The following is a 21,950-nucleotide window of genomic DNA, read 5'->3' as shown; positions in this document are numbered from 1 at the left end:
ACTAATGTGATGATGTGATCCTCTCTACTTCTTCTTTATCATCAAAATGGTGCTTCACCCCTTTTATTTCCTGATAATCCTCATGTCCTTTTCCCGCAATGAGAATCACATCTCCTGCCTGCGCCAGCGCGCAGGCAGTCTTGATTGCTTCACGACGATCCACAATAGTCAGTGCGCTGCCTTTCTGCTCGTCGGTAAGTCCCTCCAGCATATCCCTGAGGATTTCATCCGGTTCCTCAAAACGGGGATTATCAGATGTAAACACTACTCTATCACTCAGTTGCACAGCCTCACGCGCCATAACCGGTCGTTTGGTTTTATCCCGGTTACCCCCACAACCTACTACAGTAATGATCTGACCTTTCTTGTTCAATACACCATCAATAGCTGTCAGTACATTTGAAAGAGCATCCGGTGTATGTGCATAGTCGACAATTACGGTGTATCCTTTCGGTGAGTGCAGCGTTTGAAATCTTCCGGCTACCGGTTTTAACAGAGAGAGTGTCCGCAGCAACTCCTCTCCTCCAAGTCCGAGCAATATGCCCGTTCCATACACAGCCAAAAGATTATATACGTTAAATGTACCCACGAATTGCACAGTAAGTTCTTTCCCATTGATCTCTATATCGGTACCATCGAAATGCTTTTCGAAAATACGGGCTTTGAAATCGGCCATTCCCCTTACTGAATAGGTATATTGTGATGCTTTCGTATTCTGTAGCATCAGCGAACCGTTTTTATCGTCGATATTGGTCAGGGCGAATGCTTCAGCCGGAAGGTCGTCAAAGAAGGACTTTTTGACGTTGCGGTATTCCAGCATATTCTTATGGTAATCGAGATGGTCCTGGGTAAGATTAGTAAAAATGCCACCTGCGAACCGAAGGCCATACACCCGCTTCTGGTGAATCGCATGTGAACTGACCTCCATAAAGGCGTATTCACAGCCGGCATCCACCATCTTACGCAGATAATCATTCAGTGTGATCGGATCAAGCGTGGTATGTGTAGTGGGGTACCTTTTTCCATCGACATAATTGGCTACAGTGGATAATAATCCGGAAGGATAACCCAAATGGCGGAACGTATCATATAATAATGTAGCGATAGTGGTCTTGCCATTCGTACCGGTCACACCTACGAGTTTCAACAATGACGACGGGTTTCCATACCATGCAGAAGCTATCTGCGCCAGAGCTAACGCGCTCTGTTTTACCTGCACATAAGTAACGCGGGAAAAATATTCTTCGATCATCGGTTTATCATACACCACCACAATCGCTCCCTGCTCTATCGCTTTACTGATATAGGCATGTCCATCGGTAAAAATTCCTTCTACCGCAATAAAAAGAGAACCCGGCGTCACCATACGCGAATCGGACGTGATGGATGTCACCTCCGCTTCGTCGTTGCCACGCACGACAACTACATCACAAGTTTCAATCAATTTATTTAAATTCATTTCTTCCAGGCTTTTTATCCTTTATTCCCATTGTCTCATTATTCTTATTGACACATTATACCGAATCATCTCTACTTCCGGAAGGCCGGGAGAAGTTGTCCCGATTCATCGGGATCAGTAAATCAGCCCTATCTCATCGTAATGGTGACGGTAGTTCCTTTCACCAATCTCTGACCGGGCGAAAGCGACTGCGACACCACCTTTCCGGCTCCGATCAGGTTAACCCGAAGTCCTGATTTTTCCAGCAAATAAACCGCATCGCGAGCACCCATCCCCCGCACATCGGGAATAAGGCCACTATGTAGCACAAGTGGATCAGACTGATAAGCAGTGCTGTCGTACTTCATCTTCACCCAATCGGCTGCTTCTGCCGGACCTTCAGCAGGAAAGTTCAACGAACGTAACAGCGAGCGGTTATGTTCCCAATTCCCATTTTTAAAGGTAGGGTATTTATGCTGTGTAGAATCTATTCTACACGCATCCACATTCAGCCGCACTTCTTTAAGATAGGTCTGTTCTGCTATGTTTTTAAAAACCATACCGGCCATTCCTCCTCCGGAAGGAACCCCCTTGGGTTTTCTCAGTCCGACGAAGATGGTGTACATAGGCTCCTCTGCCGGGAAATATCCACAAAAAGAGACGTAATAACTGGAATAACTACCTCCCGAAGCAATTTGTGCCGTACCGGTCTTTCCGGCAATCGTAAAATAGTCGGAAGCCACTACTTTGGCTGTCCCATCCTCTATTACTTTCAGCAGCATCTTTTGTATTTGTTCTAACGTGGAAGGCTTACACATTTTCGGGTTCACCACTTCTGCGTCCACTCTCTTTACCACCTTACCCTTATCAATAAACTGCTTGGCAATAAAGGGTTTTATCATTTTCCCACCGTTCGCAATTCCATTATAAAACATCAACATATAGATGGGTGGTACTTTTGTTTCATATCCGAACGACATCCAGGGGAGTGTTGTCTTCGACCAGTAATTGGTCTTATCATCCGGGAACCGGATGGAAGAAGTACCCTCTATCCCATTGAGTGGCACATCCCAAGTAAGAGGTTTTCTCAACCCGATACGGTCTATTCCCGCCACAAATTGTTTAGGATTACCTTCATATCCTTTCAGTACGACCTTACTCATTACCACGTTCGAAGAAATAGCGATCCCTTCCTCTACCGTCAGGTAACCCCTATCCTGTCCTCTGCGCCAGTAATGATCCCTTACCCACCTTTTATTATATTGGAAAAGACCGTTTCCCACATAAAACGAGTCGGTGGGCGTAATCACACCATCGTCGAGCGCTACCATCGCTGTCACAGTCTTAAAGGTAGAACCCGGTTCATTCATATAGGAAAATGCATTGGGATTACCCTCGGCATAATTCCCGTTACTCATGCGGTCAAGATTCACAATACCCTTTATCTCACCAGTTTTCACCTCCATGATAATGGCTGTACCCGACTCAGCCTCCGTTTCTATCAACTTCTCCCGAAGGGCACGTTCGGTAATATCCTGTATTCCTGCATCGATAGTAGTGACAATATCCCATCCCTCTTCAGCCGGTTTTTCCACTACATCCATCCATCGTCCCTGTATTTTCTGACGAAATTTCACACCGGGCACCCCCCTGAGGAGCGAATCATATTTTAACTCCAAACCGCTGGCACCTCCCTTGTCCAGATCCTTATATACGCTACCCACCGTGCGGTTGGCCAGATTCCCGAAAGGTTTTTTGCGTGCGTTCCGCTCTTCGGCAATCAACCCGCTACGATTGGAACGTTGATTCCAGAAAGGATAAGTGCGGATTTCCTTTAAATCGACATAAGAGATATCATTCCGTAATATCCTCACATAACGGGAACGCATCGGAACTTTTTTATCGATTCCTTTTGCCTGGTTCTCCCGCATCCGGCGTTCTTCATCTTCTCGCATTGACCAACCATTCATGATTACATTCTTGTATTGGGCAGCCGTTCTGTCGGGGAATTTTTTGGCTAAGGCAGCCGACAAATCACCCACATATTTTGTGAGCGTATCTTTTTGTATTCCACCCGCCCAGAAATCCATGTATATACTATATAAAGGCTCGGTTGTAGCCAACAACTTACCGTCATAGGTATAAATATTTCCTCTCTTGGGTAAAATCACACGGTCCTTGATAACGGTCTCCTTTTCGCCTACTTCACGCCATTTTTTTCCTTCGGAAGTAAACACAATCTTACCGGCAGAAAAAATGATCATCACGGCAAACAACATCAGCAGGGCAACGATAAATCCATATTTGCCCAAAATAGCCCGTTTGTTATTGCGACTTTGTTTTTTCATTTTATGTAAGACTTTTCAATAAATTGAGTCGTTTTCCCATTATGGCAAAGTTCACAAATTTGCCTTCTATTCATTTATTTATATAATAAACCGGTCCGTTTGTCACTTTAAGTTCCAAACCGGCTTCCTCAATACGCCGTTCTATCTCCCCCTGCCTACTCGCTTCGGTAAGGCTCGAAGAGATGGTCAGTGATTCATATTTTGCATCCCGGAGTTCCTGCTCCAGTTTCTCTATCTCCGCCATTTTTTGAATCACACTATAACGATGGCTGATAAAGAGAAATATAACCAACACAATAACAATAATAAATCTCATGTTTTTGAGGAAGAAGTCCTCGGTGAGGACACTCCCCCCAAAAACACGGACAAACGATTTGCGTATGTTATCGAACTTTAGTTTCATTTTATTTCTACAACCCTCAACTTGGCGCTTCTTGAACGGGGATTGCGCTGTTGCTCCTCATCGGTTGGCACAATCACCTTTCGGTTTATAAGCGTGAAGGGTGTCTCCACATTTCCATAGAAATCTTTGACCACCTCTCCTTCAAAATTGCCTGCCCTGAAAAAATTCTTCACCAACCGGTCTTCCAGAGAATGATAAGAAATCACAGACAAACGCCCCCCCGGCTTTAACACCTGTAAGGACTGAAGGAGCATTTCCTTCAGCGCCCCGATTTCACCGTTCACTTCAATACGAAGTGCCTGAAAAGCTTGGGCTAGGAGTTTTTTCTCCTTTTCCCTGGGGGTGAAAGGTTCCAAAATTGCCAGCAGGTCCCCGGTTTCCCGGATTTTTTTTGTCTCCCTGTATCGTACTACAGCCGAAGCGATCTGTCGTGCATTTTTTAATTCACCATATTGGAAGAAAATGTCAGACAATCTTTCTGCTTCATATTCGTTAAGAATATCGGCAGCACTCCTGTAGATATGCCGGTTCATCCGCATATCCAATTCCCCTTCAAAACGAAATGAAAATCCACGACCGGAAGCATCGAAATGGTGTGACGACACACCCAGATCGGCAAGAATACCATCTACCGCCTCCACACCGTGATAACGGAGAAAATTCTTCAGGAAGCGAAAATTACCATGTACAAAAGTGAAGCGGTGATCGGAGGGAATATTTTCGATTGCGTCTTCATCCTGATCGAAAGCGATAAGCCGCCCTTCGTTCCCTAACCTATGCAGTATTTCCCGAGAGTGCCCTCCTCCTCCAAAAGTAAGATCGACATATACCCCCCCGGGACAGATATTCAGCCCGCCAACGCTTTCTTCAAGCAACGCCGGCGTATGGTACACCATTTCGTCCTGCCCACCCTGTGAAATCATTTTTTCACGCCATTAATTGCTGTAATTTAGAGGAAAATTCGTCGGGATCCACCAACGGTTTTTCCAGTTTTTCTTTTGCCCAAATCTCAATGGTATCATCCACCCCAAGAAAACGGACATCTCCTTCAATGGAAACCATGCGAAGATAACGCTTCGGAATAAGCACCCGTCCATTGGCATCCATTTCAAGCCTTTCGGCATCCAGCACAAACTGACGGAAAACCTGCTGCTCTTCCCTGTTCCATTTATTCAATCTGCTGCGAAGCATCTCGACCTCCTTCTCCCATACACTGCCGGGATAAAGCACGAGACATTCCTGAAATACATCCTTCCGAAGCACAAGAAACTCCTCCCCTTCGCTCTGCAAACACTTGCGAAAGATAGCCGGCACAAAAATACGCCCTTTCGTGTCAGCCTTGGCTTCCATATTTCCCAGAAACTGTATCATTTAATGCAGTAAAAGTACAAAATAATCCACTTTTCCCCACAATTCCACACAAAAAATTATAAAAAAGTTATCAACAACTGGTTATTTAATTATAATAAGCTCATAATCAACATATTTATAATAAATAAAAAATGGGGAATTTTTACTACTGATTTATAAAAAAATATTTTCCACATGATTTCGGTTATGATTTCGATCTTTTATCCACTATTTTTGTACATTTGCCAGAAATTAGGGGAGAAAGAAAGCAATGGATCACGATGCATTTAGAATTGATATTGAGCGTATTCTAAGAGACAAATTGCCCGGACATTACAATAAAATTCCAAAATTCCTGATCAATTGGCTCAAACGGACCGTCCATCAAGATGATATCAACGGCATTTTGGAGCGGAATCAGGGATTGGAGGGGGTAGCTTTTATGCATGCCCTTGTGGATAAAGAATTCGCCCTCACCCTTGAAATTAAAGGAGAGGAGAATATACCTGATGAAGGAAAATTTATTTTTGCATCGAATCATCCGTTAGGCGGGCTCGACGGTATTTGTCTTTCGTCATTCTTAGGAGAAAAGTATCATGGAAAGATTCAATATCTTGTGAATGATGTACTTTATTATATTGATCCGTTAAAGCCTATTTTTGTGCCAATCAACAAATACGGGTCGCAAGCCAGGGGCTCGGCGAGGGCCATCAATGAAGCCTATGCATCCGATAACCAGATAATTACATTTCCCGCCGGATTATGTTCCAGAAAACAGAACGGGAAAATCAGAGATCCGGAATGGCTGAAAAGCTTCATAATTAAAGCTGTTGAAAATAAAAGAGATATTCTTCCCGTGCATTTTACAGGAAGAAACTCCAATTTCTTTTATAATTTTGCCAATATCCGCAAGGCATTGGGCTTTAAATTCAACATCGAATTGATTTATTTACCGGATGAGATGTTCAAGAATAGCGGCCATACATTCACCATCACTTTTGGCAAACCTATTCCCTGGCAAATATTCGACAAGTCTAAAACGCCGGACGAATGGGCACAATATGTAAAGGAGGAGGTCTATTCACTGGCATAGTGACGATCGCTTAAAATATAAAAGAGAAAACAGTATGGAGAAGATTATAGATCCCATCGATAAGGATCTGATAAAAAATGAACTGACCGTACAAAAGAGGGTCAGGGCGACGAATAAGGCCAACAACGAGATTTATGTGTTTACCGCACACGACTCGCCTAACCTGATGAAGGAGGTGGGGCGGTTGCGTGAGATTGCCTTCCGCTATTATGGAGGTGGGACGGGGCTAGAAGCCGATATCGATCAATATGACACGATGGAAGTTCCCTATCGTCAGTTGATTGTTTGGGATCCCGAAAATGAAGAAATATTGGGTGGCTATCGCTTTATCTATGGTTCGGATGTGGAGTTCAACGCGCAAAACAAACCCATGCTTGCCACAGCCCATCTTTACAATTTTTCGGACCAATTCATATCACACTACCTCCCATACACGGTAGAATTGGGGCGCTCGTTTGTCTCGCTCGAGTACCAATCGACGTTGCTCGGAAGAAAAGGAATTTTTGCGCTTGATAATCTTTGGGACGGATTGGGGGCACTCACCGTGATTGATCCGGAGATCAGGTATTTTTTTGGAAAAGTGACCATGTATGGCACCTACAATAAGCATGCAAGAAATATGATCCTTTACTTCCTGCATAAACATTTCCCTGACAGTGAAAATTTAGTGACCCCGATCGATCCGCTTAAAACAGGGGCAGACATCAACCAGATGAAGGAACTCTTCACCGGGAAAAAATTCAGTGAAGACTACAGGATACTTAACAAGGAGGTGCGCGCCCTCGGTTATAATATCCCCCCCTTGATCAATGCCTATATGAGCCTGTCGCCCACAATGCGTTTTTTCGGTACCGCCATCAATGATGAATTTGGTGATGTGGAAGAGTCGGGTATCCTTATTGAAATAGAGCAAATCCTCGAAGAAAAACGGGCCCGTCATATTGAATCATATTTAAAGAGCAATCCCAGTAAACGGTTTCTCATGATGCTCAGGAAAAGAATAGCCGGCAGCTCGGGCAAAAAAAGGTGAAACTTTCCGCGCTACAGCCCCATTGTCCGTAAGCTGTCCAGTTCAATCATCACCCTCTCCCGCACAACCATAAAGCTATCTACCAACTCGGGCTTCACAGGCAAACAGGGAGGCGACTCCATGGTGAGAGGATTGACAGGCTGGTTATTCTTGTGTACCCGGAAATCGAGATGAGGACCGGTAGACAAACCGGTAGAACCCACATAAGCAATCACTTCTCCCTGCTTCACTCGCTTCCCTTTCTCAATTCCTTTGGCAAAACGGCTCAGATGCATGTAAGAGGTAGTGTAGGTAGCATTATGTTTCACCTTGAGGAAATTTCCCGCTCCACCCCGCTGGAATCCTTTCTCAATCACCACCCCATCGCCTATTGTTTTTACGGGCGTACCCGCTGGTGCGGCATAATCTACGCCATGATGCGGCCGGTGCCGTTTCAGGATGGGATGAAAACGTGAATTGGAAAACTTCGACGTGATACGGAAGAAATCAAGCGGCGCCTTCAAAAACGCCCTCCGCAAACTATTTCCCTCCCTATCAAAAAACTCCTTGATGGAATCTTGCTGAAACGGGATGGCGTGGAACGGCTTGCCCAGATGGGTAAAAACAGCCCCTTCGATGGAGGAGATCCCCACCATGGTGCTGTCATCGATATAAGCCACGTCGTACATCAATTGGAACGAATCACCCTCCTTGACATCAAAGAAATCGATCTGCCAGGCATAGACGTCCGAGAGTTCAAGAGCAAGCATGGCGGGCGCTCCTGTCCCGATAATCGCATTCCACAGAGAGGAGGTAATAATCCCTTCGGCATATTCCCGCTTCAGTATAACCGGTTTTGTATAGTCATACACCCTGATTGTGTCATCGCATAAATCAACGATAGCGTAATCGGTCATTGACTTTTCAAAAACGACATATTTCACGGCCGAAGTGGAGTCGGTGATTGCCGTATAGGAATTTCCGACCTGCAGCCTCGAAGGAGGATAAATAGAAGAGACCGCCGCTATGATTTTTTCTCGCTCGTTGGGTTCAAAACCCAAATCAGACAGGATGGTCGCAAGATATTGCCCCTTCCCGATCTCGTAACGGGTCACATCGAGGGAATCCACGCATATTCCATATTCATACATGCAAGTCGGCTCTTCCTGTTCAATCTGCTGTTCTTCTTTTTTCAATCCACATGAAACAACAGCGACGATCAGCAAAAAATAGATCATCGACCGGATTGTTTTTCTTCTGTTTACTATATGCATAACTGGTTACTTCTGATGCAAAGATGCATAAAAATCCCGTACAGACAAAACAAACAACGGTTTTCCGTCACCTCGACCGCACCTCTTTCCGCATAAATGAGATATAGGCCAACATAAAAAAGAGGAGCGTGATGGAAATCAATCCCGTGAGTTGCGGCCATACCACCAGTATGCTTTGCCCCAACGACAGGGGACTGGGAATAGCACCATCCATCTGCTCAAAAGTCAGTGGGCCAAGGCTCCTCACCGAAGGCATCAGCATGGTCATCGTGATTTCCTGAAACAATTCCCCGGGTGAAAACCGCAGCAAATTCAACATAAACTTCTGATAATGGACAATCTGGTCGGGCATCGCCATGGGGGAAGGCCTCAACGCCTTACCCACCACATTCATGAGGATATTATAGAAGACGCTGAAAAAGAGCCATACCGATATTCCCGCCAATGCCGATGTGGCAGGCTGCTTACTTCTGATAGAAAAGAAGAGTGCCAAGTTGAGCCAAAATGCAATATAAACCATCGAAAGGAGCAGGAAGACCACAATACGGCAGAACTCCTCGGCGGTCGGTGGTATTCCGATGAATACCAACCCGAAACCCATCACCAGAAAGCCGAGGGCAAACAACATGATACCAATCACAAAAAGTGCCGCAATCCATTTCGCGTTCAGGATATAGTCCCGGTATATTGGTTGCGAAAGCAAGCGGCTTAAAGTCCCTTTATTCTGTTCGGTATTGATGGCGTCAAACCCCAGTGCGATCCCCAGTAGGGGACCCAGGAAACCGATGAAAACAGCAAACGAAGGTAAAGCACCATCGGATGCGGTGAACAATTTCAGAAACAGGAAATTATCATCGGCAGCTCCCTGTTTCACAGTTTCTCCAATGTTGCTCAGGGCTGTATAGAGCGAGCCCATACAGGTCAATGCAATAAGAATGATCAAAATAACCGCCTTGCGGCTTCTCATGTAATCGGATATCTCTTTCCGTACTATCACCCGGAAAGAGTTAAATATATTATTCATGTGCATTCCCTCCTAAATAACGGTTATACACCTCTTCCAATTCTCCCGGTTTATGCTGCAACTCATTGATATCGATCAGGGCCAGTAAACGCCCATTCCCGAATAACCCCACCCGGTCACACAGTTGCTGCACCTGATGCAGGTGATGCGAGGAAAAGAGTACAGTCAAGCCGTTTTCATGACTTAAATGGCGTATCAGATGGATAAAATCCTGCACGCCGGCCGGATCTATACCAGAAGTGGGTTCATCGAGAATGATAATTTCGGGATTTTTGATCAGCACATCAGCCAATCCGAGTCTTTGGCGCATCCCCTTTGAATATTTTCCGGTCCGTTTCTCCGTCTCGTCACCCAATCCCACACGATGCAGTAGGGACATGGCTCTTTCACGTGCCTCTTGGCTATGAATTCCGTTCAATTCCGCCGTATAAACGAGGTTCTCCAAACCGGTCATATCTTCATAAAACCCAACATCTTCAGGAAGATAACCAACCTTTCTTTTTACTTCCACCGGTGAGGTAATGGGATTGATTCCACAAACGGATACACTCCCGGCGGTAGGTTCCGTCAAGCCCAAGATCATCAGAATAGCAGTCGATTTCCCGGCACCATTGGGTCCGAGGAGGCCGAAAATCTCCCCCCTTCGTATGCACAGGTCGAGATTGTCCACGGCCGTGAAATTGCCGTACCGTTTTGTCAGGCCGGTCAACTCAATTACATGCTGATCCATCTTTACCTCCTTCCGTATTTCCGGAACAGATAAAAAATTGTTCCTGCCACCGCCAGAATAATGGACACTCCTATCCATCCCCATAGCAGAGGCGTTTTCACGGTCATCCTGAAACTCGCGCTTTTATTCACCTCGGGGGTATTGGCACTGATATTCAAGACATAATCACCGGGAATCGCTTTTTTAGAAGCCCTGACAACCGCTTGGATATTGGCGGTCTCACCGGCCTTTAACGTCTCCACAGAAGCCGGTTCAAAGCTCACTTCCCAATCGACGGGTTTGTTCGACGACAGTTTTATATCCTTCAACTCTGCCGATCCGGCATTGTTTACTACCAAATCAATACGTTTTGTATCTCCGGCCGTGATGTCCGAACTTAACAACCCCCTGGGAGTAGTAAGCTCCATATCGTAAGACCCGGTCACCACCACTTCGAGTTCCAATTCGTCGGAAGTGCTTCCGGTGGTCGCCTGCACAGGGATTTTATAGGTTCCCGCCTCCACGTTTCCCGGCGGTGTGATCTCAATACTGATATTCTCCGTGGTGTTCGGCTCCACCTGTGCCGACGTGGCCTGTTTTCCTCCTGCGCGGAAAACAACATTCCACCCCCGTGGCGCGGTCGCCATCAAGGCATAAAGCTGCGTTTCCGCAGTCTTGTTGTTCAGATTGGCATTGAAGTTGAAATTCGACTTGGCATTGCCCTGCATATTGGGTTGACCAGTGGTGAACTCGGTTTTAAAAGTCCCTTGCGAGGATACCGTCACCGAGAGAGGCAGTTCAGCTTCTCCCGCACGCACCATAAAACGATAGGTTCCCTTGTTCACCTGCAGGGGGACTGTCACCTGAAGGTTAAACGATTTTTTATCATTGGGCATGACGGCAAGCTGTGTGACGATATAACTGCCCGATTTCACTTCCCATTCCCATCCGCGGGGTATGCCGCTGACGGAAATATCGGGATTTTTGAGACGCTCCGTCTCATTCACAATGTCGATACTGTAATTGATGGTTTCTCCCGGCGGAACAGAAATCCTGGTGTAAGGTGTGTAGAGTAGCATCTGCTTTTCAATCTCTTCCGCATGCATGAGGGCCGTGAAGCCCATAAAAAGAATCATCCAAAATTTCAATCTACATTTCATCATAGCTCATTCACAATTACGATATATTATAATAGAATTTTATTGCCTATACCGCAAAAATATTAATGCAACGCCCCCAAGGGCATGCATCAAAAAATACTGATCAAAGAGAACCAGTCAAAAAATAAAACTGTTATTCAGAATGAAAGCTGCGAAAACAGCGATACAAAATTAAGAAGAAGAAAAAAGCGAAGCTGTTATTTTTTACAAAAAAGGTCCGTGATGACATTTAAATATTTCTAAAAAACAGAAAGATAAGGAGGGGAAGCGTCATGCCGCCTATCATGACAGGAGGGAATCGGATATATGGGTTTTGGCTGTTTTAAAACTTATATTAACTTTGCGTGATTAACTGGATAAAATCACATAAAAATATTCTCTTATGAAGTCTATCGCGATTATTTACGGTTCGAGCACCGAACACACCAAGAATGCGGCGGAAAAGATGGCCGAACTGTTGGCTGATTACTCTCCCACCCTTGTAGATATCTATGAAGGCGATGAAACGCCGTTCCTTACCCATGACGTATTGATCCTGGGTGTGTCCACCTGGGGCGTACAGGACTTACAGGACGATTGGAATGATTTCTATCCCAAGTTTGAAAAGCTGGATTTGTCAGAAAAGACCATCGCCATTTTTGGACTAGGTGACGCATCTATTTATCCCAGTTCATATGTGGATGCGATAGGCATATTGTATGAAATCGTCGTTCAGAAAGGGGCTACCGTCATAGGTGAGGTATCTCCCGAAGGATATGATTTTGAATACTCCAGAGCATTAAAAGACGGGAAATTTGTAGGACTGCCGTTGGATGATGATTATGAGCCTGAGTTGACCGAAGAGCGTATCGTCAACTGGCTGGAAACTCTGAAACCCTATTTCGAGTAGGAACCGTATTCCTATGGATTAATTGATTTTTATTATGTCCAAAGAAAAGAAGTGCACATTACAAATCCAGTCCGAGACGGGAAAACTGGAAGCCGTACTGGTTCATTATCCCGGCGCCGAGGTGGAAAACATGACCCCCCGGCATGCGCAAAGGGCTCTATATAGTGACATATTGAACCTTTCCATTGCCAGAAGAGAATATGACCAACTCCTGGCCGTACTGAAAAAAACATCCGATGTATACGAAGTCGCGGATTTGCTGATAAAGGTATTGGAACACGAAGACTTGAAGGATGATCTGGTGCGGAAGATCTGCACTTTGGAACAGGCAACAGGCTATATTGATTCTCTGATGGAACTATCGGCTTCGGCCCTTACCAAAGTGCTGATCGAGGGTCTTCCATTACAAGTCAATACCCTGGCCGATTTCCTGCGTGAAGAGTATTACGCCCTAAAACCTCTCTACAACTATTATTTTACACGGGATCCCTCGGCTGTCATCGGAAACAACGCCTTGGTATGTAAAATGGCCAATAGCGTTAGGGTACGGGAATCACTTATCATGGATGCCATCTTCAGAAGCGGTCTCTTTTTTAATGGAAATGTGGTGAACGGTTACGACTTGTCGCAAGACAACCCGCTCGTAATGATGGAGGGTGGTGACATACTTGTAGTGCGGGATGACATCTTATTGATCGGCAATGGCGTAAGGACCAGCGCACAAGGCATTGACTTGCTGGTGCAGGAGTTCTGCAAGACCGGCTCGGGTAAGAAACATGTGATCGTGCAGCAACTGCCCGGATCACCCGAATCATTCATCCATCTCGATATGGTCTTTACCTTGCTCGACCACGACAAGGCAATGATTTACAAACCGCTGATCATGAACAACACTCCCTACCAGACAGTGCATATGCAAATCGATAATGGCAAGGTTACCAAAATATCTTCGGTAAGCGGCATCCTAGGCATTTTGCGAAAACTGGGAGTCGACCTCACGCCGATCGTATGTGGCGGTAAGTCCGACGATTGGGACCAGGAGAGGGAACAGTGGCATAGTGGTGCCAACTTTTTGGCGCTTGCACCGGGCAAGGTAATTTCGTACGCAAGGAATATCCACACATTGGAAGAATTGCACAAAAACGGGTTTGAAGTGGTGAAAGCGGCCGATATAATCAACGGTCAACGGGATATTGCTTCGTCCGGAAATTGCGTGATCACCCTCGAAGGGTCTGAACTCCCCCGTGGAGGTGGAGGCCCAAGGTGTATGACCATGCCTTTGCGGCGGACTACTACAGAATTTCCTTGATCTCTCCCAGCGTTTGCACAGTATAAGTTGGTGCAAAACCTTCCGGCGCAATCTCTTCCGGGTTATACCATATCTGCGTAATACGGCTTTTCCATGCCCCCACGATATCAGCATCCCAACTATCACCGATCATTACCGTCTGGTCGCGCCGGGAGTTGGTGTTCTTTAATGCATAAGTAAACATATCAGGATGCGGCTTATTGATTCCCGCATCCTCCGATAGGATTATCTTATCGAAATAAGGCGCAAGGCCGGAGTTTTCTATCTTCTTGAATTGTACCTCCCTGAACCCGTTAGAGAGAATATGCATCCTGTATTTGGGTTTGAGATAATCCAGCAGGTCCATTGTCCCGTCAATCAACCTGGTCTTACGGGTAGTTCTCTCCAGAAAATCATCACTCAGCCGTTTTGCATATCCGGGATCATCAATTCCGAACTCCCTTACAGGGACCAGAAAACGCTCTATGATAAGTTTATCTTTTGTAATGTCTCCCTGCCTGTAGAGAGCCCATAAATGATGATTCGAAGGCATATATACATTATAATAGGCTTCGAAATCAGGATAGAACCTGTCATATCCATAGTCCCGGTAAATCTCCTCCAGGCATTCTTTCCCGTTTAAGTGGATATCCCAAAGGGTATCATCCAAATCAATAAAAAGATTTTTGTATTGCATCAATAAAAAAAGCCCCTATCAATTCACTTCAATAATCAGATATTTAGTGAGGCTCCAGAAACGTTGCGTGTCGGTGATCTGGAAAGTCAGCTTCCCGTCGCTGCCTTTTACAAACTCATATGTACCTTCAGGGTGCGTAGACCAGAGTTTGCCTCTTGAAGCATATAACGGTATCTCGGTTACTTCCCGGATATCTATTTTCAGGAAATAATCCTTATTGAAAGTGTCTTGCAGTACCCTTGTCTGCTGTAGAAATCCTCCCGAAAGTATTTTTTGGTCTTTCAGTTCATTGGCCGTACCAAAGACATAGTAAGCCGTATGCAATGACCTGTCTTGTTCCTGGATAGTAGCAGATTGGGTTTCGGATTCCCGCGCAAGTGAAGCGATATCCTGTGAGAGTTGCATGATCTGTTCATCTTTCTGTGCCAGTTGTTCCTGCAATTCCACAAGGCGGGCAGAACTTTCTTTCATCTCGTTATTCAACCGGTTAATAGTATTTTTTAACGAAGCAACTTCCTTGTTACTACTGCTGGATTTACGATTCAACTCATCCAACTGCTTCTTGTTACGTTGCAGTATTTCGTTGATCATCTCGAAATTATCCTTTACCTTATCACGGGTAGCCTGATTCATTTCTCCACTCTGTGCCGATTGTGTGGAGATATATTTTTCTGCCTCCCTTATTTTGGCAAAATTCTCCTCCACTTCACTGATTACAGCCATCATTTCCGCAGCCTCAGCTTCACTGCCGGCAGACTGCTGTAACAGAGAGTCACGTTGAGCCTGAAGCTCCTTATACTCTTTCGATTCTCTTACATTTGTACATGAGACAATAAGCCCCACAACAAAAAACAGTATTCCAATCTTTTTCATACGATTCAAATTTTTCTTCTTTAATTAACGATTAACTCTATAAAATAGTTTGTTCAATAGATTATTACTTCCCTGATACGACGATCACAAATTCTCCCCTTGGTTCGTTCCCGGTAAAGTGAATCACCAACTCCCCCAGCGTACCTCTCACGGTTTCTGCATATACCTTCGATATCTCCCTTGAGACTGAAGCAGCACGATCATTACCCATATTTTCTGCCAGTTGCGAAAGCGTCTTTACCACGCGGTAGGGTGATTCATAAAAAATCATGGTGCGTTCCTCTTCTGCCAATTGTTGCAATTTGGTCTGCCGTCCTTTCTTCTGTGGAAGAAACCCTTCGAAACAAAAACGATCAGCCGGCAATCCCGATTCCACCAGGGCCGGCACAAAAGCAGTTGCTCCCGGAAGACACTCCACTTCCACTCCATCCTGCACACATGATCGTATAAGTAAAAATCCGGGATCTGAAATAGCCGGAGTGCCGGCATCCGATATCAATGCGATTTTTTTACCGCCTTTTAGCTGCTCTACCAGAGGCGCTACCGTCCGGTGTTCATTAAATTTATGATGGGACTGTGCGCGTGTTTGTATTCCGAAATGTTTCAACAGCACACCACTTGTACGTGTATCTTCTGCAAGGATCAAATCACATTCCTTAAGAATCCTGATGGCCCGCAGTGTCATATCCTCCAGATTTCCTACCGGTGTAGGTACCACAAACAGTTTACCCATGCCTCTTTGCTTTTCGTGTTAATGAAAGCCTTTTTTGATGACAAAGAGAAAATCCTTTACCGTTTGGTCTTCGAAATTCCAGTCATGCTTGCTCCTCAGATAATTCTCTACTTCCTCGAAATTACCAAAAGTATTTAATTTATCTATTACCCGGTTCATCTCCTCCCGGTTATTATTGAATAATTCTCTCTGGAACAGGAAACGATCGTTAAGACTGATTCCTCTCTTCAAGTCTACCAATGCAGGGGTTGCCTGGATAATATCGTTCAGGGATCGGGGCTTTACAGAATTTTCGTCCCCGTTTCTTTCGGGTATTGCCTGCTCTGTGACTACCCGGGAAGAGGGAGTCGGCTCAGTTATTCGCGGATTGCGATACTCAGGAAAGATCACCTTTTCAGCGATATGGGTCTCTTGTTCCACTATAACTTCTTTCCGTTCTACCGAATCATTTTCTATCGGGGGGCTACTTTCTACCGGGTTATTTTCTACCGGCTCATTTGCCTGTTTTTCAAAAGCATTTTTTCTTTTTGAAAGAATGTCCTCCGTTTCCCGGGAAGAATTTTCAGACAGAAACAGGATTAACCGTTCCATTTGCTCTTTCATCTCTCCGATCTGCATCAGTTCCAATTCGTGGAGCGACCGTGATATCTTTTCTATCCGGTCGAAAGAGGCACTGAAGAAAGAGAAGGGCAAGGCATCATTTTCCTTGACAGAAAGGAGACGTTCTTCCAATAGCTTCAGTTCACCCAAAAGCTGGTCAATATATTCTTTTCTTTTTTCCGACATTCAACATCCTTTTACCGGAAACATTCCGGCATCTTACAAATTACAAAAGTAATCATTATTTGGGATGTGCCACAAAATCATCAGGTAAATTCACAAGAAATAACTTCCGAGAACTGCGGGTGATAGAGGTATAAAGCCAACGGTAAAAGTTCTCTCCCATATATGATTGCTGGATATATCCCAAATCGAGGAACACATTCTGCCATTCCCCTCCCTGTGCTTTATGGCAGGTAACCGCATATCCGTACTTGACTTGCAAAGCGTTGAACCATGGATTTAACTTCACCTGCTTATACCTCTCCCGCTTGCGGGAAATATCAGCATAATCCTCCATCACGTTAAAAAACAGTTGATCATTCTGTTCACGGGTCAATCCGGGTACCTCGGTATGCAACGCATCTAAGATAATTTTGGCTTCGAATTCAACTTCATAATCCCGATGATACAGTAACACATTGCAAAACCTGAATCCATACATCTCCTCTTCACCCCTTATCCGACGGACTTCCACAAATTCCCCGTTGGCCAGGAAATCAAGTTCTTCAAAATTCTCCACCCAGAAATAATTATTCCTGGTAATCATCAGTATATCTCCCGAAGAGATCTCTTCTTCACGGTATAGGACCCTATTTCTTATCCCATTATTATAGGCGTTCACCCGTTTATTGGATCGTGAAATAACGATAGTTTCGTCCATTCCGTCCTTTTGGTAGGCATTGGCTATCTCATCGATAAGATCCATTCCGGTAATACGTATCACATCTACAAAGCCCTTCACATGCAGCTTTGGATAGTCATTCGTATTTTGAAACCTCAATGCATTCCTGAGTGCAGTAGCATTATACAAGACACCCGATTCTTCTTCCTGACGCACGATTTGGGTTAGCATTGCATCGGCGACCTGCAACGAATAAGAACGCAGGATGTCCTTGTCGAGTGCAGGACTGTTCTTCTGTTTCACCGGAGGCAACTGCGCACTATCTCCTATAAGAAGCATCCTGCATCCCCGGGCAGAATAGACATACTCCACCAAATCATCCAGCAATCTACCCGTCCCAAAAACAGAAAAATCAGATGATTCATTACTAATCATCGATGCTTCATCCACAATAAAAAGTGTATGTGTGTGTAAGTTTTCAGAGAGGGAAAAGTGAGGTGATCCTTCACCAAATTTCTGCTGACGGTATATTTTTTTATGGATGGTCAGTGCCTGCTGGTCTGCATAACCCGAAAAAACTTTGGCTGCTCTTCCGGTGGGAGCCAACAAAATTGCCTTTTGCCTAAATTCAATCATTGTTCTGACAAGACTTCCGATAAGAGATGACTTTCCGGTACCGGCATACCCTGTAAGCAAAAATATCTGATCATCGATCCCTGAAAAAAGAAAACCGGCGATCTTTTCCAAGGCATTCATCTGGTCATTTGTAAAGTTGAATGGGAAATTCGCACTGATTCTCTCAATAAAAAACCGATTTACCATTTTTTTTGGTATTTTTTCCCGTAAAAGTAGCACAATTATCATTCTTTTTCTAAATTTGTAGTCTAAAATCAGAAAATCAAAATTTAAACAGTATAAATATTTAAAAAGGAAAAGTCCATGAAAGTTGTAATGAGAGTGCTTTTAGCAGTAGCCATTATTCTTTTGGCTTACATTTGCTGGAGAAGTATCCAAGGACCGATTGATTTTAATGCTGAAGTAGCAAAACGTGATAAGGCCGTTATCCAACGTTTGGTGGATATCCGTACGGCTCAAGCCGCTTTGCGGGCTCAGGGCGGTTCTTACACAGCTAGTTTCGACACGCTGATCCACTTTGTAAAGGATGGAAGAATTGCTACGGTAGTAAAAGCAGGAGATCTCACTGAAGCGCAATTGGAAGCCGGCATGACCGAAGCAAAAGCCATGCAGATTATCAGGTCGGGAAATGAAAAAGCCATCAAGGATGCAGGTCTCTGGGACGAAACGAAAAATGGCCCCCAGTTAGTGAGAGACTCCATATATTCTCCTGCTGTTGAGGTATTATATCCGAATCGTCGTAATTTCAGCCCCGATTCCCTGGCGTTTGTACCTTATGGGAATGGAGTAAAATTTGAAATGGGAGTCGATTCACTGATCACTGCCTCCGGATATCCGGTACAGGTATTCGAGGCAAAGACGCCCTTTACCAGCTATTTAAGTGATTTAAACGACAAACTGTTGGACCAGAAAATCCAGGAGGTACTTGACCGCCCGGGCAAGAGGTATCCCGGAATGCAGGTAGGTTCACTTGAAGTAGCTAACAATAACGCCGGTAACTGGGAATAATAGCTTCCCTTATTTATTGTATGTTTTTACCTGAAAATATCGACCTGGCTTATTCGGAAAGATACAATTTATCCATTCGGCTATCGCCGAATGGATTTTCTTTTTATATTTATTGTCCGGGAGATCCTACGATTTTTCATTTTCAGGAAACCGAACTAAGCGGCAAGCTCTCCTACATAGATAATATCAAAAAACTGATTTTCGATTTAGGTTTTCTCAGCCAGGCTTTCAACCGGGTAAAAGTAACCGTGGTCTCCCCTTTTTACACGCTTGTTCCCAAAATATATTTTGATAAGAAACGGATTGAAGAAATATTCCGGTTTAATTTCCATAATACGGAGGGTATTGTTCTCACTGATAGAGTTGCCGATAATGAACTGCAAATTATTTTCAATCTGGATGAAGAAGTCCATGCATTTCTTGCCCGGAGTTTATGCAACCCCACATTCCATCATCACAACTCCCTCCTTACTGCATTATTCAGATCCTATATAGGTGAAGAAAGCGGAAAATATTGCTTCACTGATTTTCATGACAGATATGTGACCATCGTTTGTTATGCCGGTCACAAATTAATTTCGACAAATACATTTCCGGCTACCGACCCACATGATGCCACTTATTTCATCGCCAGCATATGGGAGAAATCAGGATTTGACCAGTCAACCGACAAGCTCTATCTATCCGGTGATATCGATTCCCAACAAACCTCCGTCGAGTTATTACGAAAACTGATCCGGCATATAGGGCAACCGGAATTGAATCCGAAGGTGATGCTGACAGATGAGCAAAAGAAATCACTCCCCACTGATATATTGGCAGGCTTATGCGTATAATCGGAGGAAAATACAAATCCAGGAGAATTCAGGTTCCCTCGAATCTGAAAGCACGTCCTACTACCGATTTTGCGAAAGAGGGGCTTTTTAATGTGCTCAACAACCTCCTTGACTGGGAAGAAACAACGGCCTTGGATCTCTTTTCCGGCACAGGCAGTATCGCTTTTGAATTGATTTCGAGGGGATGTCCTTATGTGATGAGCGTGGAACAGAACCAAAATCACTTTAACTTTATCTGCATGGCTCAGGAAAAACTCGGGGCAAAGGAATTGTTTCCGGTAAAAGCGGATGTTTTGAAATTCCTGCAATCTCTAAAACAATCATTCGACTTTATTTTTGCTGACCCTCCTTATGATCTACCCGCCGCGGGAAAGATTCCCGAAATTATCATCAATAAACAATTGGTCAAAGAGGGGGGATTTTTTGTCATGGAACATTCCAAGAAATTCAATTTTTCACATCTGCCACATTTCAAAGAAGAACGCAAATATGGAAATGTACATTTTTCCTTCTTTGAGTTTTAAATCCTGCCCAGCCTTCTTTTTCTCTTCACTCTTTGTCGGTTTTTCCAAAAAAATAGCGTATATTTGTCACCCTTTAATAACAAATTGTCAAATGGACGAAGATTCCCGAAAATATAATCAATGTAAAATCTTTGACCTGTAAATGGATACCCTCCTTTCAGGCAAAGTAGAAAGGAGAGTGCGATGACAGATACCCAATTCAATTTTCAGAAACTCATAAAAGAGAGGGCATGGGCTACCCTGAAAACGGAACTCATTAAATTGGATGTTCCCGATATTACCTCCCTCATTGAGCATAGCAATCCATTTCAATCCATTATCTTTTTCCGCCTTCTTCCCGGGAAAGAGGCTACGGAAGTCTTCAGCGAACTCCATTCCGACAAACAGGTTGAAATCATTGACGGGTTGGCGCACCATGCATCACGCCTTACCGACCTGATGAATGACATGAATCCGGATGACCGTACCGCACTGTTTGAGGAGTTACCCGGCAAAGTGGCCCAGCAATTGATGCAGTTGCTGAGCACCGAAAACCTGAAAAAAACCACGCAGCTCCTTGGTTATCCCGAAGAGAGTATCGGGCGATTGATGACACCCCAGTATGTAGCGGTAAAATCCCACTTTACCGTCGCTGAGACATTGCAACATATCCGCCGCTTCGGGAAAGAGGCCGAGACCCTGGAGGTGGTTTATGTGGTAAACCAGCACTGGAGATTGATTGCCGACCTCCCTATCCGCGATATATTGCTCGCCGGCCAGGATGAAAAGATAGAGGACCTGATCGATCATAAAGTCGTGGTACTAAACGCTTTTGATGATCAGGAAACAGCCATACAGGTCTTTAAGGATTACAATCGTGTGGCTTTACCCGTTGTGGACACTACCAATACACTACTCGGTATTGTTACGATTGATGATATTTTTGATGTGGCAGAAGAAGAAGATACGGAAGACTTCCATAAGTTCAGCGCCATGCAGGATGCGGTGATCAATCCCTTGTTGGCAAGTGCTTCTTTTCTCTACAAGAAACGGATAGGTTGGCTAATGGTATTGGTGTTCGTGAATGTTTTCTCGGGATATGCCATGTCGAGATTTGAGAATGTGATTGAATCGGTCGTTGCTCTGGTATTTTTTCTACCGTTATTGATAAACAGTGGAGGGAATGCAGGCTCACAATCCGCCACACTGATGATTCGTACCCTGGCCCTGGGTGA

At 44.6% G+C, this 21,950-nt stretch carries 22 protein-coding genes; 8 read left to right on the top strand and 14 right to left on the bottom strand.

All coding sequences use genetic code 11. The features are described 5' to 3' along the window. Window position 1: 1 nt before the first annotated feature. The 5 genes from B4G81_RS03690 to B4G81_RS03670 all read right to left on the bottom strand — a co-directional run bounded on the left by B4G81_RS03690 (window position 2) and on the right by B4G81_RS03670 (window position 5,560). Window positions 2-1,459, bottom strand: coding sequence for a UDP-N-acetylmuramoyl-L-alanyl-D-glutamate--2,6-diaminopimelate ligase (locus B4G81_RS03690; protein ID WP_294080217.1), 1,458 nt, complete (start codon window positions 1,457-1,459; stop codon window positions 2-4). Between the two features lie 128 nt (window positions 1,460-1,587). Continuing rightward, window positions 1,588-3,786, bottom strand: a complete 2,199-nt coding sequence (locus tag B4G81_RS03685) for a penicillin-binding protein (protein ID WP_294080216.1) — start codon at window positions 3,784-3,786, stop codon at window positions 1,588-1,590. Between the two features lie 70 nt (window positions 3,787-3,856). Continuing rightward, window positions 3,857-4,189: an FtsL-like putative cell division protein gene (locus B4G81_RS03680; RefSeq protein ID WP_294080215.1), complete on the bottom strand. Its 333-nt coding sequence runs from the start codon at window positions 4,187-4,189 to the stop codon at window positions 3,857-3,859. Continuing rightward, complete coding sequence (rsmH, locus tag B4G81_RS03675; RefSeq protein WP_294080214.1) at window positions 4,186-5,112, bottom strand: 16S rRNA (cytosine(1402)-N(4))-methyltransferase RsmH; 927 nt, start codon at window positions 5,110-5,112, stop codon at window positions 4,186-4,188. The genes B4G81_RS03680 and rsmH overlap by 4 nt, the downstream gene beginning before the upstream one ends. Before the next feature lie 4 nt (window positions 5,113-5,116). Then, the gene (locus B4G81_RS03670) at window positions 5,117-5,560 is read right to left on the bottom strand and encodes a division/cell wall cluster transcriptional repressor MraZ (protein WP_294080213.1); all 444 of its coding nucleotides are present in this window, start codon (window positions 5,558-5,560) and stop codon (window positions 5,117-5,119) included. A 250-nt stretch (window positions 5,561-5,810) separates the two neighbouring features. Between B4G81_RS03670 and B4G81_RS03665 the strand changes: the two genes are divergently transcribed. Next, the gene (locus tag B4G81_RS03665; RefSeq protein ID WP_294080212.1) at window positions 5,811-6,632 is read left to right on the top strand and encodes a 1-acyl-sn-glycerol-3-phosphate acyltransferase; all 822 of its coding nucleotides are present in this window, start codon (window positions 5,811-5,813) and stop codon (window positions 6,630-6,632) included. Between the two features lie 34 nt (window positions 6,633-6,666). Next, entirely contained in the window at window positions 6,667-7,662 is a 996-nt protein-coding gene (locus B4G81_RS03660) for a GNAT family N-acetyltransferase (protein ID WP_294080211.1), read from the top strand. An 11-nt stretch (window positions 7,663-7,673) separates the two neighbouring features. Here the strand turns inward: B4G81_RS03660 and B4G81_RS03655 are convergent, their stop codons facing one another. From B4G81_RS03655 to B4G81_RS03640, 4 genes are all read right to left on the bottom strand, one after another. Beyond that, on the bottom strand, window positions 7,674-8,879 hold the full coding sequence (locus B4G81_RS03655; RefSeq protein WP_294080210.1) for a peptidoglycan DD-metalloendopeptidase family protein: 1,206 nt from the start codon (window positions 8,877-8,879) through the stop codon (window positions 7,674-7,676). A gap of 103 nt (window positions 8,880-8,982) precedes the next feature. Then, complete coding sequence (locus B4G81_RS03650; protein WP_294080209.1) at window positions 8,983-9,939, bottom strand: ABC transporter permease; 957 nt, start codon at window positions 9,937-9,939, stop codon at window positions 8,983-8,985. Continuing rightward, window positions 9,932-10,669 carry an ABC transporter ATP-binding protein gene (locus B4G81_RS03645; protein ID WP_294080208.1) on the bottom strand — a complete coding sequence of 246 codons (738 nt, stop codon included), beginning with the start codon at window positions 10,667-10,669 and terminating at the stop codon, window positions 9,932-9,934. Before B4G81_RS03645 ends, B4G81_RS03650 begins: the two co-directional genes overlap by 8 nt. Before the next feature lie 2 nt (window positions 10,670-10,671). Then, window positions 10,672-11,784 (bottom strand): NEW3 domain-containing protein, encoded by a 1,113-nt coding sequence (locus B4G81_RS03640; protein ID WP_414703163.1) that lies wholly within the window; start codon window positions 11,782-11,784, stop codon window positions 10,672-10,674. 406 nt (window positions 11,785-12,190) lie between these two features. On the opposite strand from B4G81_RS03640, the gene B4G81_RS03635 reads away from it, so the two are divergent. Together B4G81_RS03635 and B4G81_RS03630 are read left to right on the top strand one after the other, a co-directional pair. Next, window positions 12,191-12,697 carry a flavodoxin gene (locus B4G81_RS03635; RefSeq protein ID WP_294080206.1) on the top strand — a complete coding sequence of 169 codons (507 nt, stop codon included), beginning with the start codon at window positions 12,191-12,193 and terminating at the stop codon, window positions 12,695-12,697. 34 nt (window positions 12,698-12,731) lie between these two features. Continuing rightward, window positions 12,732-14,006, top strand: coding sequence for an arginine deiminase family protein (locus tag B4G81_RS03630; protein WP_294080205.1), 1,275 nt, complete (start codon window positions 12,732-12,734; stop codon window positions 14,004-14,006). Here B4G81_RS03630 and B4G81_RS03625 read toward each other — a convergent pair. The 5 genes from B4G81_RS03625 to B4G81_RS03605 form a co-directional block, all read right to left on the bottom strand. Then, on the bottom strand, window positions 13,990-14,682 hold the full coding sequence (locus B4G81_RS03625; protein ID WP_294080204.1) for a YjjG family noncanonical pyrimidine nucleotidase: 693 nt from the start codon (window positions 14,680-14,682) through the stop codon (window positions 13,990-13,992). The genes B4G81_RS03630 and B4G81_RS03625 overlap by 17 nt on opposite strands. A gap of 18 nt (window positions 14,683-14,700) precedes the next feature. After that, the gene (locus B4G81_RS03620) at window positions 14,701-15,555 is read right to left on the bottom strand and encodes a hypothetical protein (protein WP_294080203.1); all 855 of its coding nucleotides are present in this window, start codon (window positions 15,553-15,555) and stop codon (window positions 14,701-14,703) included. Between the two features lie 64 nt (window positions 15,556-15,619). Beyond that, on the bottom strand, window positions 15,620-16,288 hold the full coding sequence (rsmI, locus tag B4G81_RS03615; protein WP_294080202.1) for a 16S rRNA (cytidine(1402)-2'-O)-methyltransferase: 669 nt from the start codon (window positions 16,286-16,288) through the stop codon (window positions 15,620-15,622). An 18-nt stretch (window positions 16,289-16,306) separates the two neighbouring features. Then, window positions 16,307-17,074 (bottom strand): hypothetical protein, encoded by a 768-nt coding sequence (locus B4G81_RS03610; protein ID WP_294080201.1) that lies wholly within the window; start codon window positions 17,072-17,074, stop codon window positions 16,307-16,309. 55 nt (window positions 17,075-17,129) lie between these two features. Beyond that, window positions 17,130-18,554, bottom strand: a complete 1,425-nt coding sequence (locus tag B4G81_RS03605) for an ATP-dependent DNA helicase (RefSeq protein WP_294080200.1) — start codon at window positions 18,552-18,554, stop codon at window positions 17,130-17,132. A gap of 117 nt (window positions 18,555-18,671) precedes the next feature. Between B4G81_RS03605 and B4G81_RS03600 the strand changes: the two genes are divergently transcribed. From B4G81_RS03600 to mgtE, 4 genes are all read left to right on the top strand, one after another. Then, entirely contained in the window at window positions 18,672-19,376 is a 705-nt protein-coding gene (locus B4G81_RS03600; RefSeq protein WP_294080199.1) for a hypothetical protein, read from the top strand. Between the two features lie 20 nt (window positions 19,377-19,396). Further along, window positions 19,397-20,212, top strand: coding sequence for a DUF3822 family protein (locus tag B4G81_RS03595; RefSeq protein ID WP_294080198.1), 816 nt, complete (start codon window positions 19,397-19,399; stop codon window positions 20,210-20,212). After that, window positions 20,203-20,736: an RsmD family RNA methyltransferase gene (locus B4G81_RS03590; protein WP_294080197.1), complete on the top strand. Its 534-nt coding sequence runs from the start codon at window positions 20,203-20,205 to the stop codon at window positions 20,734-20,736. Before B4G81_RS03595 ends, B4G81_RS03590 begins: the two co-directional genes overlap by 10 nt. Window positions 20,737-20,919: 183 nt before the next feature. After that, window positions 20,920-21,950 (top strand): magnesium transporter (gene mgtE / locus B4G81_RS03585; RefSeq protein ID WP_294080196.1); only part of this gene is annotated, 1,031 nt, incomplete at its 3' end.

The sequence above is a fragment of the Proteiniphilum sp. UBA5384 genome (genome assembly GCF_002410825.1).
Classification (GTDB): Bacteria; Bacteroidota; Bacteroidia; order Bacteroidales; family Dysgonomonadaceae; genus Proteiniphilum.
The sequence above is the reverse complement of the archived record's forward strand: the minus strand, read 5'-3'. Positions and strand labels throughout refer to the sequence as shown.

Coding starts and splice junctions, on each gene's coding strand:
- B4G81_RS03625 (WP_294080204.1), bottom strand. CDS start 14,682: ATGCAATACAAAAATCTTTTTATTGATTTGGATGATACCCTTTGGGAT.
- B4G81_RS03640 (WP_414703163.1), bottom strand. CDS start 11,784: ATGATTCTTTTTATGGGCTTCACGGCCCTCATGCATGCGGAAGAGATT.
- B4G81_RS03620 (WP_294080203.1), bottom strand. CDS start 15,555: ATGAAAAAGATTGGAATACTGTTTTTTGTTGTGGGGCTTATTGTCTCA.
- B4G81_RS03670 (WP_294080213.1), bottom strand. CDS start 5,560: ATGATACAGTTTCTGGGAAATATGGAAGCCAAGGCTGACACGAAAGGG.
- B4G81_RS03650 (WP_294080209.1), bottom strand. CDS start 9,939: ATGAATAATATATTTAACTCTTTCCGGGTGATAGTACGGAAAGAGATA.
- B4G81_RS03690 (WP_294080217.1), bottom strand. CDS start 1,459: ATGAATTTAAATAAATTGATTGAAACTTGTGATGTAGTTGTCGTGCGT.
- B4G81_RS03605 (WP_294080200.1), bottom strand. CDS start 18,554: ATGGTAAATCGGTTTTTTATTGAGAGAATCAGTGCGAATTTCCCATTC.
- B4G81_RS03645 (WP_294080208.1), bottom strand. CDS start 10,669: ATGGATCAGCATGTAATTGAGTTGACCGGCCTGACAAAACGGTACGGC.
- B4G81_RS03610 (WP_294080201.1), bottom strand. CDS start 17,074: ATGTCGGAAAAAAGAAAAGAATATATTGACCAGCTTTTGGGTGAACTG.
- B4G81_RS03685 (WP_294080216.1), bottom strand. CDS start 3,786: ATGAAAAAACAAAGTCGCAATAACAAACGGGCTATTTTGGGCAAATAT.
- B4G81_RS03600 (WP_294080199.1), top strand. CDS start 18,672: ATGAAAGTTGTAATGAGAGTGCTTTTAGCAGTAGCCATTATTCTTTTG.
- B4G81_RS03590 (WP_294080197.1), top strand. CDS start 20,203: ATGCGTATAATCGGAGGAAAATACAAATCCAGGAGAATTCAGGTTCCC.
- B4G81_RS03595 (WP_294080198.1), top strand. CDS start 19,397: ATGTTTTTACCTGAAAATATCGACCTGGCTTATTCGGAAAGATACAAT.
- B4G81_RS03630 (WP_294080205.1), top strand. CDS start 12,732: ATGTCCAAAGAAAAGAAGTGCACATTACAAATCCAGTCCGAGACGGGA.
- rsmH (WP_294080214.1), bottom strand. CDS start 5,112: ATGATTTCACAGGGTGGGCAGGACGAAATGGTGTACCATACGCCGGCG.
- B4G81_RS03680 (WP_294080215.1), bottom strand. CDS start 4,189: ATGAAACTAAAGTTCGATAACATACGCAAATCGTTTGTCCGTGTTTTT.
- B4G81_RS03635 (WP_294080206.1), top strand. CDS start 12,191: ATGAAGTCTATCGCGATTATTTACGGTTCGAGCACCGAACACACCAAG.
- B4G81_RS03660 (WP_294080211.1), top strand. CDS start 6,667: ATGGAGAAGATTATAGATCCCATCGATAAGGATCTGATAAAAAATGAA.
- rsmI (WP_294080202.1), bottom strand. CDS start 16,288: ATGGGTAAACTGTTTGTGGTACCTACACCGGTAGGAAATCTGGAGGAT.
- B4G81_RS03655 (WP_294080210.1), bottom strand. CDS start 8,879: ATGATCTATTTTTTGCTGATCGTCGCTGTTGTTTCATGTGGATTGAAA.
- B4G81_RS03665 (WP_294080212.1), top strand. CDS start 5,811: ATGGATCACGATGCATTTAGAATTGATATTGAGCGTATTCTAAGAGAC.